The organism is Cedecea neteri NBRC 105707 = ATCC 33855 (assembly GCF_001571265.1).
Classification (GTDB): Bacteria; Pseudomonadota; Gammaproteobacteria; order Enterobacterales; family Enterobacteriaceae; genus Cedecea; species Cedecea neteri.
In genome coordinates, this window is the sequence record NZ_BCTL01000009.1 from 77,291 (window position 1) to 90,236 (window position 12,946).

14 protein-coding genes and 1 pseudogene are annotated in these 12,946 nt (G+C 55.1%); 8 read left to right on the forward strand and 7 right to left on the reverse strand.

Annotated elements, in window-relative coordinates; genetic code table 11:
- Window positions 1-38: 38 nt before the first annotated feature.
- The 3 genes from CNE01S_RS05055 to slyA all read right to left on the reverse strand — a co-directional run bounded on the left by CNE01S_RS05055 (window position 39) and on the right by slyA (window position 2,824).
- Window positions 39-1,160 carry an amidohydrolase gene (locus CNE01S_RS05055; RefSeq protein ID WP_061274002.1) on the reverse strand — a complete coding sequence of 374 codons (1,122 nt, stop codon included), beginning with the start codon at window positions 1,158-1,160 and terminating at the stop codon, window positions 39-41.
- Entirely contained in the window at window positions 1,157-2,158 is a 1,002-nt protein-coding gene (locus CNE01S_RS05060; protein WP_061274003.1) for an LLM class flavin-dependent oxidoreductase, read from the reverse strand. The genes CNE01S_RS05055 and CNE01S_RS05060 overlap by 4 nt, the downstream gene beginning before the upstream one ends.
- A 219-nt stretch (window positions 2,159-2,377) precedes the next feature.
- Window positions 2,378-2,824 (reverse strand): transcriptional regulator SlyA, encoded by a 447-nt coding sequence (gene slyA / locus CNE01S_RS05065; protein WP_061274005.1) that lies wholly within the window; start codon window positions 2,822-2,824, stop codon window positions 2,378-2,380.
- Window positions 2,825-3,000: 176 nt separating this feature from the next.
- On the opposite strand from slyA, the gene CNE01S_RS05070 reads away from it, so the two are divergent.
- From CNE01S_RS05070 to CNE01S_RS05080, 3 genes are read left to right on the forward strand one after another with little or no spacing between them, the layout of a single operon-like run.
- The gene (locus CNE01S_RS05070) at window positions 3,001-3,237 is read left to right on the forward strand and encodes a DUF1656 domain-containing protein (protein WP_008456455.1); all 237 of its coding nucleotides are present in this window, start codon (window positions 3,001-3,003) and stop codon (window positions 3,235-3,237) included.
- Between the two features lie 4 nt (window positions 3,238-3,241).
- Window positions 3,242-4,099, forward strand: a complete 858-nt coding sequence (locus tag CNE01S_RS05075) for an efflux RND transporter periplasmic adaptor subunit (protein ID WP_061274006.1) — start codon at window positions 3,242-3,244, stop codon at window positions 4,097-4,099.
- Window positions 4,099-6,126, forward strand: a complete 2,028-nt coding sequence (locus CNE01S_RS05080; RefSeq protein WP_061274008.1) for an FUSC family protein — start codon at window positions 4,099-4,101, stop codon at window positions 6,124-6,126. The genes CNE01S_RS05075 and CNE01S_RS05080 overlap by 1 nt, the downstream gene beginning before the upstream one ends.
- Here the strand turns inward: CNE01S_RS05080 and CNE01S_RS05085 are convergent.
- The gene (locus CNE01S_RS05085; RefSeq protein ID WP_061274010.1) at window positions 6,123-7,019 is read right to left on the reverse strand and encodes an aldo/keto reductase; all 897 of its coding nucleotides are present in this window, start codon (window positions 7,017-7,019) and stop codon (window positions 6,123-6,125) included. The genes CNE01S_RS05080 and CNE01S_RS05085 overlap by 4 nt on opposite strands.
- Before the next feature lie 54 nt (window positions 7,020-7,073).
- Entirely contained in the window at window positions 7,074-7,313 is a 240-nt protein-coding gene (locus CNE01S_RS24295) for a DUF1289 domain-containing protein (protein WP_008456463.1), read from the reverse strand.
- Between the two features lie 167 nt (window positions 7,314-7,480).
- Here CNE01S_RS24295 and CNE01S_RS05090 point away from each other — a divergent pair.
- The 5 genes and pseudogenes from CNE01S_RS05090 to rnt form a co-directional block, all read left to right on the forward strand.
- Window positions 7,481-8,104 (forward strand): annotated as a pseudogene (locus CNE01S_RS05090) (phosphoethanolamine transferase domain-containing protein); the annotation flags it as partial.
- Between the two features lie 88 nt (window positions 8,105-8,192).
- Window positions 8,193-8,792 carry a TetR/AcrR family transcriptional regulator gene (locus CNE01S_RS05095; protein WP_061274012.1) on the forward strand — a complete coding sequence of 200 codons (600 nt, stop codon included), beginning with the start codon at window positions 8,193-8,195 and terminating at the stop codon, window positions 8,790-8,792.
- A gap of 54 nt (window positions 8,793-8,846) precedes the next feature.
- A complete protein-coding gene (locus tag CNE01S_RS05100; RefSeq protein ID WP_061274014.1) occupies window positions 8,847-9,944 on the forward strand; it encodes an alkene reductase in 1,098 nt (365 codons plus the stop codon).
- Window positions 9,945-10,032: 88 nt separating this feature from the next.
- The gene (gene gloA / locus CNE01S_RS05105) at window positions 10,033-10,440 is read left to right on the forward strand and encodes a lactoylglutathione lyase (RefSeq protein WP_038473207.1); all 408 of its coding nucleotides are present in this window, start codon (window positions 10,033-10,035) and stop codon (window positions 10,438-10,440) included.
- Window positions 10,441-10,550: 110 nt separating this feature from the next.
- The gene (gene rnt / locus CNE01S_RS05110; RefSeq protein WP_061274016.1) at window positions 10,551-11,204 is read left to right on the forward strand and encodes a ribonuclease T; all 654 of its coding nucleotides are present in this window, start codon (window positions 10,551-10,553) and stop codon (window positions 11,202-11,204) included.
- 97 nt (window positions 11,205-11,301) lie between these two features.
- Here rnt and CNE01S_RS05115 read toward each other — a convergent pair whose 3' ends face one another.
- Window positions 11,302-11,829 carry a hypothetical protein gene (locus CNE01S_RS05115; protein WP_061274018.1) on the reverse strand — a complete coding sequence of 176 codons (528 nt, stop codon included), beginning with the start codon at window positions 11,827-11,829 and terminating at the stop codon, window positions 11,302-11,304.
- Window positions 11,830-12,316: 487 nt separating this feature from the next.
- Window positions 12,317-12,661: a Grx4 family monothiol glutaredoxin gene (locus CNE01S_RS05120; RefSeq protein ID WP_061274020.1), complete on the reverse strand. Its 345-nt coding sequence runs from the start codon at window positions 12,659-12,661 to the stop codon at window positions 12,317-12,319.
- Between the last annotated feature and the right edge of the window lie 285 nt (window positions 12,662-12,946).

The following is a 12,946-nucleotide window of genomic DNA, read 5'->3' on the forward strand; positions in this document are numbered from 1 at the left end:
TTATGCGGAACGTTAAAATCCGCCATCGCTGATGGGCGTTAAAGTTGTTGTAGTGCCGATTGTGCTAACCGAGCGAAATAACGCGCCGCAGGTTCAATCAGTCTTTCATCGGGATCGAAGGCCGGATGATGAAGCCCGTAACGGCTGTCGCTGCCAATGCTGACAAATGCGCCAGGTATATGTTGGAGATAAACGGCAAAATCCTCACCGCCCAAATGCAGATCGGCATAAAGCGTGTCGTAACCTTCGGCGGCCGCAACATCGCTGGCAAACGTCGCCCAGCGCTCATCGTTAACTAATGCATCTGGCCCCAGATGCCAGGTGACGTCGATTTCCGCCCCAAAAGCGCTGGCAAGACCGGCGGCAATCTCAATGACGCGCGCTTTTACCGTTGCCCTCACGCTAGCGCTGTGGGTGCGCAGCGTCCCTTCCAGCTCAACGCTTTCCGGCAGCACGTTCCAGGTATTACCGCCTGCAATGCGGGTAATGCTCAGCACTGCCGAATCCAGGGTGTTTACCTCCCGGCTGGTGATACTTTGCAGCAGAGCCACCAGCTGGCTGGCGAGCAATATGGCGTCTTTGCCTTCATGCGGGCGTGCCGCGTGCGCCCCTTTGCCCCGCACCTGAATGACCAGCCGGTCAACGTTGGCATAAAACGGGCCGCCGCGAGTGGCAAAGGCCCCGACCGGCAGGCATGGCTCATTGTGCATACCAAAAATGGCGGAGATCCCCTCCAGCACGCCGGCCTTGACCAGCGTGGTTGCCCCACCAAAACGCTCCTCTGCGGGCTGAAACAGAATGCGAACTCGCCCGTTAAGCCGCGCTTCGTTCTGCTTAAGCAGCAGTGCCGCACCCAGCATCACGCTGCTGTGAACGTCATGCCCGCAGGCATGCATCACGCCCGGATTCTGCGAACTAAAGGCCACGCCGCTGGCTTCTTCAATGGGCAGCGCATCGATATCGGCCCGCAGCGCAATGGCGTTCTCACCTTCGCCAATCTCCGCCACGACGCCGGTTTGAAGCGAATACGGAAGCAGGCGAATACCCGCGCTTTGCAACCAGTCGCGGATGCGCGAAGTGGTTTCCACTTCTTCAAGAGATAATTCCGGGAACCGGTGCAGCTCACGGCGCCAGTCGGTCAGTTGCTGAGCAAACGTCATACTGCCGCCTCCACAATCGCGTGGGCTTCTGCCAGCAGCTGCAGCGAGGCCAGACGTTCAGCCCCTTCGGCTACCGGCGTATCAATAATAAATTCATCAATGCCATACTCTTCGTGCAGCGCCTGAAGCGCTTTTTGCACCGTTTCAGGCGTGCCTTTTAATAGTGAAGGTTCACGGCGCGTCAGGCTACGCAGCGCGCTGCCGGACTGACGGGCAAAACTGTGGGCCTGCTCTTCGCTTGCCACGCTCACGCGCTGGCCGTTTTCCAGCTCCACGCCCCAGATTTCAACCTGCCCGGCAAGCTCCTCCGCACGCCCTGCATCCCGCGCCACAATAGCCTGCACTGCCACCAGCACGTCGCGACGACTGTTCTTTTTCCAGTCGGTCACGACGTCGCGCAATAGCGTTTTATCGCCGTTCAGATGGGCGGCAAAAACAAAGTTCCAGTCCAGACTGGCGGCTAAACGGGCGCTTTGCAGGCTTGCGCCCAGCAAAAAACCTTCCGGGCGCTGGGCAGGAAGCGGCGTAGCTCGAACGCTTTCGCCTGCCGCGGGGTCACGTCGCGAGAGCCAGTCATCAAGCTGAGCGAGCTGTTCATCAAAGCTGCCTTTTGCCGCCTGCGAGAGCCCGTGCTGCAGCGCCTGCGTAGAGAGCGGCAGGCCCCCCGGCGCTTTACCGACTCCGAGATCGATGCGGCCAGGCGCAAGGGAAGACAGCAGGTTGAAGTTTTCGGCCACTTTGTAAGGACTGTAATGCTGGAGCATCACGCCGCCTGAGCCCACGCGAATACGGCGGGTCTGGCCGACAATCCAGGCAATCAGCACTTCCGGAGAAGGGCTGGCAAGCTGAGGCGTGTTGTGGTGCTCGGCCAGCCAGAATCGGTGATAGCCCCAGGTTTCTGCCTGCTGAGCGAGACGCAGCGTACGTGCCAGGGCATCCGTCGCGCTGTCGTTGGGCGCAAGCGGGCTTTTATCCAGGATACTGATGCGATAAGACATAATGCAGGCTCATTGTGATAAACATGCCTGCATTATTAAAAGCGGGAGACGGCGGTGAGAAACAATTAATTTACATTTAGACTTCTGAAATAGAGATAAACAAACTCACACGCCTGCTCAACTATTTGCTACCGGGTACACATTTCCCCCATCCGCGGATCGTCAGGTAAAAAAAAGCCCCGCTGGATAAGCAGCGAGGCTTTGGTTCAACCGGGGAGATTAATCCCGGCTCTGTAGTTCAATAATATTTTGCTCAAGCCGGTTGATAAGGCTGCTTAACAGCGCCTGCTCTTCGCGAGTAATGCCCGACAGGATTTCTCCCCGCGTTTCGTTTATAACGCCTTCCATCTTTTCAATGATAGGCGCGGCCTGTTCGGTCAATTTAATCCGTTTTGCCCGACGGTCGTTTGCACAGGTTTTGCGCGAGATTAACCCTTTTTCTTCGAGTTGATCGAGCGTACGAACCAGTGATGGCTGCTCAATGCCGATCGCTTTAGCCAACTGAATCTGTGACTGATCTGGCGGCAGCTGATGAATATTATGCAGCGTTACCCAGTGTGTCTGTGTCAATTCCAGAGGTTTCAGGCGATGGTCAATTAGCGCACGCCAGATGCGTACCAGGCGGGCCAGATCCGAACCTAATGGCGATGGCGATTCCAATTTCATCTCCTTATAATTAGCTTGCTAACTTATTATACTGATTTTAGACTATTGTGCAGGCATTAATTGTTAAAAACAAATCCCTTACTTTCACTGAAGTTATGCAACCAGCTATACTTTTATTCTACATCTAAGTGAGGGGAAACGGCAGCTACCCCCGTTTTTTAAAGGATTATCACTACGTGAGTCTCACTTTTAGCCCGTCCGGCTTCCCGCTTCAGGATCTTGTGGTCGGGGCATCGGTCTACTTTCCCCCGCTGTTCAAGGCCGTGTTTGTCGGCTTTTTTATCTGGCTGATCGTCCACCGTTTGCTGCGCGACTGGATTTACTCCGGTGAAATCTGGCACCCCACGTTGATGGATTTATCCCTTTTCGCGCTGTCCGTCAGCGCCGGCATGGCTCTTTTGGTGATGTGGTAACACAATGAATATCAAAACAATAAAATACTTTTCCACCCTCATCGTTTTTGCTGCGGCGCTGCTGGCAGGCTGGCTGTTATGGAACTATTACATGCAGTCGCCCTGGACGCGGGACGGTAAAGTGCGCGCCGAACAGGTCAGCATTACGCCGCAGGTGTCCGGCACCATCGTCACCCTGAACGTGAAAGACAATCAGTTCGTGAGTAAAGGCACCACGCTGTTCACCCTCGACACTACGCCTTACCACATTGCGGTGCTGAACGCAGAGGCGCAGCTGGCGAAGGCCCAGTCCGATCTGGCCAAAGCCAGCAACGAGGCGAACCGCCGCCAGAATCTGCCCCGCAATTACATTTCTGCCGAAGACATGGACACCGCCAACATCAACGTTAAAGCGATGCAGGCGGCGGTGAAAGTCGCCCAGGCCACGCTTGAACAGGCGCAATGGCAGCTTTCGCAAACCACGGTCACCGCGCCGGTGGACGGCTGGGTCACCAACCTGACCTCCCGCGTCGGGAACTACGCCAGCGAAGGCAAACCGGTCTTCGCGCTGGTAGACAGCCACTCGTTTTACGTGGTGGGCTATTTCGAAGAGACCAAGCTGCGCCGCATTCAGCCGGGCAGCGCGGTTCAGATCGTGTTGTACAACGGCAACCAAAAGCTGAGCGGCAAAGTCGAAAGTATTGGCCGCGCGATCTACGACCAAAGCATCGAAAGCGACAGCGACCTGGTCCCGGACATTAAGCCGAACGTGCCGTGGGTTCGCCTGGCGCAGCGCGTGCCGGTACGCATCAGTCTGGATACCATTCCTGACGGCGTGACGCTGGTGTCGGGCACCACCTGTACCGTTAGCGTTCAGCCCTGATGAATCTCAGTTTTCTGGCATGGCATAACACGCCGTGGGGAAAAGCCACCGGTGGGCAATGGCGCTATGCGCTGCGTAACGCCATTGCCATGGGCATGGCGCTGGCTATCGCCTATGGCCTGAATCTGGACGAACCCTATTGGGCCATGACCTCCGCTGCCGTGGTGAGCTTCCCCACCGTTGGCGGCGTGATAAGCAAAAGTCTGGGGCGTATTGCGGGAAGTTTTATCGGGGCTGCGGCTTCGTTAATCATCGCCGGCAACGCGCTGAACGATCCCTGGCTGTTCACCTTCGCCATGGCAAGCTGGCTGGCACTTTGTACCTGGGCCTCCAGCCATTTTCAGAATAACGTGGCGTACGCGTTCATGCTCGCCGGGTACACCGCCGCGATCATCGCCTTCCCGATGATCAATACCGTAGAATCGACGGAGCTATGGGATATCGCCCAGGCCCGCGTGTGCGAGGTGGTGGTCGGGATTTTGTGCGGCGGCTTTATGATGATGGTGCTGCCCAGCACTTCAGACGGCAGCGCCCTGGTTAGCGCCCTGAAGAACATGCACGCCCGGCTGCTCGAACACGCCAGCCTGCTCTGGCAGCCGGAAACCACCGACGCCATCCGCACCGCGCACGAAGGGATTATCGGCCAGATCCTGACCATGAATCTGCTGCGCATTCAGGCATTCTGGAGCCACTACCGCTTCCGCCGCCAGAACAACCTGCTGAACTATTTGCTCCACCAACAGCTCCGCCTGACCAGCGTCATTTCCAGCCTGCGCCGGATGCTGCTCAACTGGCCGGAGGCGCCAGCCAATATCTGGTCGGTGCTGGACAGCCTGCTGCGGGAGCTGGCAAAGCCAAACGCCGATAAATACACCGTCGCCAGGCTACTGCAACAGATTGCCCCTCATTCACAGGACGATTATCGCCATCAGGCATTCTGGCACCGCCTGCGTTATTTCTGCTGGCTCTATCTCAACAGCAGCCGCTGGCTAAGGGAGCTGGAAAACGCCACGCCGGTGTCGGTGATCACACCGCCAGAAGCCCCGCCGCTGGCGCGTCATACCGACAATGCCGAAGCGCTGTGGAGCGCCGTGCGCACTTTCGCAACGATCGTCCTGACCGGCGCATGGTGCATCGGCACCCAGTGGGAGTCCGGCGGCGGCGCGCTGTCCCTGGCCGCCATTAGCTGTGTGCTCTACTCTTCGGTGGCCTCGCCGCTCGGCTCGCTCACGCTGCTGATGCGCACCCTGCTTTGGCTGTCGCTGTTCAGTTTCCTGGTGAAATTTGGCCTGATGATTCAGGTCACCCAGCTGTGGCAGTTCCTTGTTTTCCTGCTGCCACTGCTGCTCACCATGCAGTTGCTCAAGCTCCAGCAGGCAAAGCGCGCAGCGCTTTGGGGGCAGCTCATTGTCTTTATGGGATCGTTTCTGTCGGTCAGCAATCCACCGGTTTACGACTTTGCCGGGTTTATGAATGACAACCTCGCCAAAGTGCTCGGCGTGGGCATTTCATGGCTGGCCTTTTCGGTCCTGCGGCCAAGCTCGGACACCCGGCGAAGCCGTCGGCATATCCGGGCGCTTCGGCGTGGGTTTATCGACCAGCTCAGCCGCAAACCGCAGCACAGCGAGAGCCAGTTTGAGTCGTTGGTTTACCATCACATCAGCCAGCTTAGCAGCAGCAAAGAAGAAGCGGCCCGCCGCTGGCTTCTGCGCTGGGGCGTGGTGTTGCTCAACTGTTCGCACGTGGTCTGGCAGCTGCGCGGCTGGGAAACGCGCTCCGACCCGCTGTCGATGGTCAGGGACGTTTGCCTGCACACGCTGCGGGACGTGATGAGTGAACGGGGCGTGCTGCAAAGGCCGCTGGCGGAATCACTGAAAGAACTGCAAAGAATGTGCGACACGCTGGCGCATCATCACGACCCGGCGGCGCGGGAACTGGCGGGGATTATCTGGCGACTTTATTGCTCGCTGTCCCAGCTGGAACAGGCACCGCCTGCCGGAACCCTGGCAGGCGGTCAGAACGATTAAGGCACGTCGTAGCCGAGCGCGGCCTTACGAATGCGGAACCACTGCTGGCGAGTCATTTCCAGAGACAGCGAGTGGATGGCAGAGCGCACACGTTCGATTTTGCCGGAACCGATGATCGGCAACGGCGAGGACGGCAGGCGCATCACCCAGGCGTAAACCACCTGTTCGATGGTGTCGGCCCCAAGCTCTTCCGCCACTTTCTGCAGTTCGGCGCGCAGCGGCTGGAATTCATCGTCGTTAAACAGACGGCCGCCGCCAAGGCAGGACCACGCCATCGGACGAATGCGCAGCTGCTGGAGCTGGTCCAGCGTGCCGTCCAGCAGCAGAGGCTGGTGCACCGGCGAAAGCTCAACCTGGTTTGTCGCCAGGGTGAACGGCAGGCGAGACTGCAGCAGCGAGAACTGCGCCGGGGTAAAGTTAGAGACGCCAAAATGACGAACCTTGCCGCTGTGATGCAGCGCGGTGAAGGCTTCTGCAACTTCGTCGGCGTCCATCAGCGGATCCGGGCGATGGATCAGCAGCAGATCCAGGTAATCGGTGGCCAGCTTTTTCAGCGAGCTTTCTGCACTGCTGATGATGTAATCGCGATCGGTAATATAGTGACCAAGGGCATTTTCTGGCTTAGCGGTGGTGGCGATGCCGCACTTGGTGACAATCTCCATTTTGCTGCGCAGATGCGGCACCAGGCGCATAGCTTCGCCGAAAGCTTCTTCACAAGCGTAACCACCATAAATATCGGCGTGATCCGCCGTGGTAATGCCCAACTCAACGTGCTCTTCAATAAAGCTCGCCAGTTCGCGCGGGGACATATTCCATTCCATCAAACGCCAGTAGCCCATCACCAGGCGTGAAAACTCCGGACCCTGCGGGGCAATCGTAATACGCTGTACCATAAAAAATAACCTCAAAAGGAAAGAAACTGCCCCGAGTATAACGGCGCTGAATGATTAAAACAGTGAGGGCTGCTCAGGTTCTTCAGGTGAATTGGGCTTGTTTGCTCGTAACTTGCGCAATAAGCGCTGGCGGCAGAGGCGCAGTACGTCCTGCTTTTGGGCGTCGCTCATTTGTTGCCACTGGAAACGTTCATCCCGGCTGCGCATGCAGCCACGGCAAAATCCGCGTTCATCCGACTGACAGATCCCGCGGCAGGGGCTTTGAATGGGGAAGAACTCTAGCTGCTCAGACACTAACCCGCCTCATTAATGACTTTGCATCAATTGAAGCCTGACTCTGCCCCGGATGCAAGCGTGACGGCTAAAAAATCACCCTTCACCGGAAAGCAGCTGAAAATTAAGGTTCAGCTAATCTTCTCTCTCTACTCTGGCGAATATTCTGTTTTGTCTTCACGGCTTATATGAACTTTTTGAAAAAGTTACAGTGCAACGATTCGCAATTTAACCTTTGCTGCGCCTTTTTCTTCACGTTGATCAATGCTCTTTTTATCCACCGCAGCTGGCAGTTAATTGCCCCGGACTCGCTTCGTAGCTGGTTATTTGCCGCTTCGGTGCCGGTGGTGCTGTTCTGCGCCTGGCTGACGATTTTCAGCGTGGTGAATTTGCCCTGGCTGCGTAAACCCGTGCTGGTGCTGCTGGTCATCGGCTGCGCTGTCAGCAACTATTTTATGTTTACCTATGACGCCGTCATCGATAAAAACATGATGGTCAACGTGTTTGAAACAAATTCTCAGAAAGCCACGGCGCTCGTTACGCCTCAACTGGTTAGCTGGCTGGCCCTGCTGGGGATTATCCCCGCCCTTTTGCTGTCCCTGGTGAAAGTGCAGCCGGCGCGCTGGTGGCATACCGTGCTGACTCGCCTGGTCAGTATTCTGGCCGGACTGCTGGTGATAATCCTCGTCGCCTCCGTGTTTTACAAAGACTACACTTCGCTGTTCCGCAGCAATAAAAGCGTGGTGAAAATGGTAACGCCCGCAAACTACATCAGCGCCATTAGCCGCTACGGCAAAAAACGCTGGTTTGCCGAAGCCCATAAAGACTAATGCAACTTCAGTCAAAAAAAAGTGGCCGCCCCTCTTGCATTAGACCGACTGGTCTACTACATTGGAGCCCATGAATCGACATCCTGAACACGACACTCGCGAACATCTCCTCGCCATTGGTGAGCGGTTGTGCCTTGCCCGGGGCTTTACCGGCATGGGCTTGAGCGAATTGTTACGCACCGCAGAAGTGCCAAAAGGCTCTTTCTACCACTACTTCCGCTCTAAAGAAGCGTTTGGCGTGGCGATGCTTGAGCGCTACTACGAGGCGTCTAATTTGCGGGTGGCGGATCATTTCTCGCACGGCGAAGGCACTTATCGCCAACGCCTGTTGAAATGGTACCAGGATATGCTGAGCTACTTCTGCCAGAGCGGGAACCTGAGCAACTGCCTGATAGTGAAGCTCTCAGCAGAAGTTTGCGACCTTTCGGAAGATATGCGCGGCGCGCTGAATAACGGCGGCTCACAGATAATTTCCCTGTTAGCCGATGCGCTGGAGAAAGGCCGCAGCGAGAAAAGCCTGCGTTTTGAAGGCGAAGCGTTGGCGCATGCCATGGTGCTGTATTCACTGTGGTTAGGCGCCAGCCTGCAGGCAAAAATTTCCCGCAGCGCGCTGCCGCTTGAAAGCGCCCTGGCACACGTACAAACCCTATTGGCAGAACCTGTCGCCTGACAGGTTTTTTTATTTATCAAATTACTAGACGACCGGTCTACTTGAGGAAATACCATGTCAGCAGATAAACTGTTTACGCCGCTCAAAGTTGGCGCAATTACCGTTCCAAACCGTATCTTTATGGCTCCGCTGACGCGCCTGCGCAGTATTGAGCCGGGCGATATTCCAACACAGCTGATGGGTGAATATTACCGTCAGCGCGCCAGCGCCGGGCTTATCATCAGCGAAGCAACTCAGATTTCCGCCCAGGCCAAAGGCTATGCTGGCGCACCTGGCCTGCACAGCGAAGAGCAAATCGCCGCGTGGAAAAAAATCACCGCAGGCGTTCATGCAGAAAAAGGCCATATGGCCGTTCAGCTGTGGCATACCGGCCGAATCTCCCACTTCACGCTTCAGCCAGGCCAGCAGGCTCCGGTCGCGCCTTCCGCGCTGAGCGCCGGGACTCGTACCTCGCTGCGCGACGAAAACGGGCACGCCGTTCGCGAAGATACCTCTATGCCGCGTGCGCTGGAACTGAGCGAGATCCCAGGCATTGTGGACGACTTCCGCAAGGCGATTGGTAACGCTCGCGATGCAGGTTTTGACCTGGTTGAGCTGCACTCCGCCCACGGCTACCTGCTGCACCAGTTCCTGTCTCCTTCTTCTAACCACCGTACCGATGAATACGGCGGCAGCCGCGAAAACCGTGCTCGCCTGGTGCTGGAAGTGGTTGATGCCGGGATCAAAGAATGGGGTGCCGATCGCATCGGGATCCGCGTGTCCCCAATTGGCTCGTTCCAGAACGTGGACAATGGCCTGAACGAAGAAGCTGACGCGCTGTACCTGATTGAAGAACTGGGTAAACGTGGCATTGCCTATCTGCACATGTCCGAGCCGGACTGGGCCGGTGGCGAACCGTACACCGAAGCGTTCCGTGAAAAAGTTCGCGAGCGTTTCAGCGGCGTTATCGTTGGCGCAGGCGCTTATACCCCGGAGAAAGCGGAAGATCTGATCGGCAAAGGCCTGATTGACGCGGTTGCTTTTGGTCGTTCATTCATCGCTAACCCTGACCTGGTGGCTCGTCTGCACAAAAATGCAGAGCTGAACCCGCAGCGCCCTGAATCCTTCTACGGCGGCGGCGCGGAAGGTTATACCGACTACCCAAGCCTGTAACTCCGCAGTACCTTTCATTGATAGCGGCGCGCAAACGCCGCTATACTCAACGACTCCAGAAATAACTGTCTCATTCGACGAGGATTTTATGCGTCTACTTCATACCATGCTGCGCGTTGGCGATCTGCAACGCTCTATCGAGTTCTACACCAAAGTCCTGGGCATGAAACTGCTGCGTACCAGCGAAAACACGGAGTACAAATACTCTCTGGCGTTTGTTGGCTATGGCGATGAAAGCGACACGGCGGTTATCGAGCTGACCTACAACTGGGGCGTGGATAGCTACGAGCTGGGTACCGCTTACGGCCACATTGCGCTAAGCGTGGATAACGCGGCAGACGCCTGCGAGCGTATTCGCCACAACGGCGGCAACGTGACTCGCGAAGCCGGCCCGGTAAAAGGCGGCACCACCGTTATCGCTTTTGTTGAAGATCCGGACGGTTATAAAATCGAGCTGATCGAAGAGAAGCACGCGGGCAAAGGCCTGGGTAACTGATTTTCAGGCGATTAGCGTCAAACAAGGGGCGTGTTGTGCGCCCCTTACTGCAACACTCCCCGAAATTTGCCATAATGCGCGCTGCATTTTCCCCGTATTAAGAGAAGCTGATGTCAGACAACACGCAATTGCATGGCCTGTGCGACCGTTTTCGTGGTTTTTATCCGGTAGTGATCGATGTTGAAACCGCAGGTTTTAACGCCAAAACCGATGCGTTACTGGAAATCGCCGCCGTTACCCTGAAGATGGATGAAGACGGCTGGTTATCCCCCGACGAAACGCTGCACTTCCATGTCGATCCGTTTGAGGGCGCGAACCTTCAGCCAGAAGCCCTGGCGTTCAACGGAATCGATCCGCATAACCCCCTGCGTGGTGCCGTCAGCGAATACGATGCCCTTCACGCGATTTTCAAAGCCGTGCGCAAAGGCATTAAAGACAGCGGCTGTAGCCGGGCGATTATGGTGGCGCACAACGCCACGTTCGATCATAGCTTTATGATGGCGGCGGCAGAGCGAGCCTCTTTGAAACGCAATCCGTTCCATCCGTTTGTGACGTTTGACACAGCGGCCCTGAGCGGCCTGGTGCTGGGGCAAACCGTGCTGGCAAAAGCCTGCATTGCCGCCGGCCAAAAGTTTGACAGCTCGCAGGCCCACTCCGCCCTGTACGACACCGAGCAAACCGCCCTGCTGTTCTGCGAAATCGTCAACCGCTGGAAGCGCCTTGGCGGCTGGCCGCTGCCATCAGCCGACGAACCTGAAGCGTAAAAAAACCACCCGCTTAACGCGTGGTTTTGCTTATATAAAATATGGCGCGCAGGGAAGTACATCCTGCGCGCGCAATAAACCGAGGGGGACGATTTAATTATTCAGTGTATGAGTTTGCCACAAAAACATATGTATAGATGCCTCCCGCTAACTCACTTGCAAGAATATCCTTAGCTGCCGTTGCTTTTAATCTATAGAGACCTTCACCGCTTCCTGTCATTTTAAAAACATATGCTTCAGCACCAGTGTTAGCACCTTCAAGCTGATAAGTTTTATCATTAGTTAGCTCATAATTACTCGTGGTCTCACCTTCTAGTCTTGCAGTTAATATCCCGTTGCGAGTGGTACCGTCAGGGTTTTTGGCGTTATTCTGGAGAGTTCCTTCAGAGCTCAATTGATTCTTGGCACCAAGAATTACGGTTGTTGATGCACTATTCTTTGAATCTCCGTGCAACATTAACGTAAACAGTAGTGTTCCAGCCGGAATATCACCGCTCAATTCTTGCTCGTTATCTACAGTAAGGGCTATACCAGTTTGCTGCACTACCTTTACGGACGCAGCAGCCGTTACAGTATCCCCGTTCCAGTCAATGGCAAAAGCAGGGGCAGAAACTGCAGCGCCCATCAAAAAACTAAGCGCAAGTAATTTCTTTTTTCATCTTTATATCCTCAATAATTATCTCAATATCCATATGGTGAAATGTTAAACGCTGAAGATTTTTGCAAAAAAAACATAGAACCCATAACTTCAGAATGAACGTTTCCGCCACATTAAACGTAGAATGTCGCTCGAGAGATATATCATTTGATTTAATTAATTCAGATTATGCAAGCCATACGCTATTGAGACATCAGCCTGCCTGACGATCCCGCATTCTTGTTACAACGTAGTTAAACGTAGGGTATCGATAATTTCTCGGGGAATAAAAATGGGCTTTGGCTTAACGAAGAGATACGAATGACATCAGCATGAAAAAATAAGCTGCCTGACCGCGACGCAGGTAAAGCAGGTTCGCGACCTGGGGCATTAAAAACAAAACGCCCGATGAAAACATTCACCGGGCGTTAACAAAATTGAAAAGTGCCAGCCTGTTCAGGCCTGGCCGGCGAGATTACTCTGCGCCAGGCTCTTCAGATTTGTGCTTTTCTGCAGTTTCTTTAATCAGAGTCTGTAGTTCGCCGCGCTGGTACATCTCGATGATGATGTCGCAGCCGCCGACCAGCTCACCGTCCACCCACAGCTGCGGGAACGTTGGCCAGTTAGCGTATTTTGGCAACTCGGCGCGGATGTCCGGGTTCTGCAGAATATCCACGTAGGCGAAACGCTCGCCGCAGGCGGAAAGTGCCTGAACGGCCTGAGCGGAGAAGCCACAGCTTGGCAGCTTCGGGGAACCTTTCATATAAAGAAGGATAGGGTTCTCAGCGATCTGGCGTTGGATTTTTTCAATAGTGCTCATTGTCTTGCTTCCTCAAACCTTGATACGGCAATAGCCTGCCATTGTAGCCAGTTGCACCCCGGGCAGAAAACACCATTTTTACCAGGGTTTTTCTTCCGTCCCAGACGTGCAAACATGCTTTAAGAATAACACTTTTACGGCTCGCGAAAATGAGCAATTTGCTCCATTTGAGATCAATTAAACAGCAGATAACGTCCGGGAATGGTTAATTTTTTAGCTATAGCTTCCACTTTTGGCCGTTAAATAGTATTTGCCTATTAACATTATCGGCTTTTATGCATTAGA

Coding starts and splice junctions, on each gene's coding strand:
- CNE01S_RS05055 (WP_061274002.1), bottom strand. CDS start 1,160: ATGACGTTTGCTCAGCAACTGACCGACTGGCGCCGTGAGCTGCACCGG.
- CNE01S_RS05060 (WP_061274003.1), bottom strand. CDS start 2,158: ATGTCTTATCGCATCAGTATCCTGGATAAAAGCCCGCTTGCGCCCAAC.
- slyA (WP_061274005.1), bottom strand. CDS start 2,824: ATGAAATTGGAATCGCCATCGCCATTAGGTTCGGATCTGGCCCGCCTG.
- CNE01S_RS05075 (WP_061274006.1), top strand. CDS start 3,242: ATGAATATCAAAACAATAAAATACTTTTCCACCCTCATCGTTTTTGCT.
- CNE01S_RS05080 (WP_061274008.1), top strand. CDS start 4,099: ATGAATCTCAGTTTTCTGGCATGGCATAACACGCCGTGGGGAAAAGCC.
- CNE01S_RS05085 (WP_061274010.1), bottom strand. CDS start 7,019: ATGGTACAGCGTATTACGATTGCCCCGCAGGGTCCGGAGTTTTCACGC.
- CNE01S_RS05095 (WP_061274012.1), top strand. CDS start 8,193: ATGAATCGACATCCTGAACACGACACTCGCGAACATCTCCTCGCCATT.
- CNE01S_RS05100 (WP_061274014.1), top strand. CDS start 8,847: ATGTCAGCAGATAAACTGTTTACGCCGCTCAAAGTTGGCGCAATTACC.
- gloA (WP_038473207.1), top strand. CDS start 10,033: ATGCGTCTACTTCATACCATGCTGCGCGTTGGCGATCTGCAACGCTCT.
- rnt (WP_061274016.1), top strand. CDS start 10,551: ATGTCAGACAACACGCAATTGCATGGCCTGTGCGACCGTTTTCGTGGT.
- CNE01S_RS05115 (WP_061274018.1), bottom strand. CDS start 11,829: ATGGGCGCTGCAGTTTCTGCCCCTGCTTTTGCCATTGACTGGAACGGG.
- CNE01S_RS05120 (WP_061274020.1), bottom strand. CDS start 12,661: ATGAGCACTATTGAAAAAATCCAACGCCAGATCGCTGAGAACCCTATC.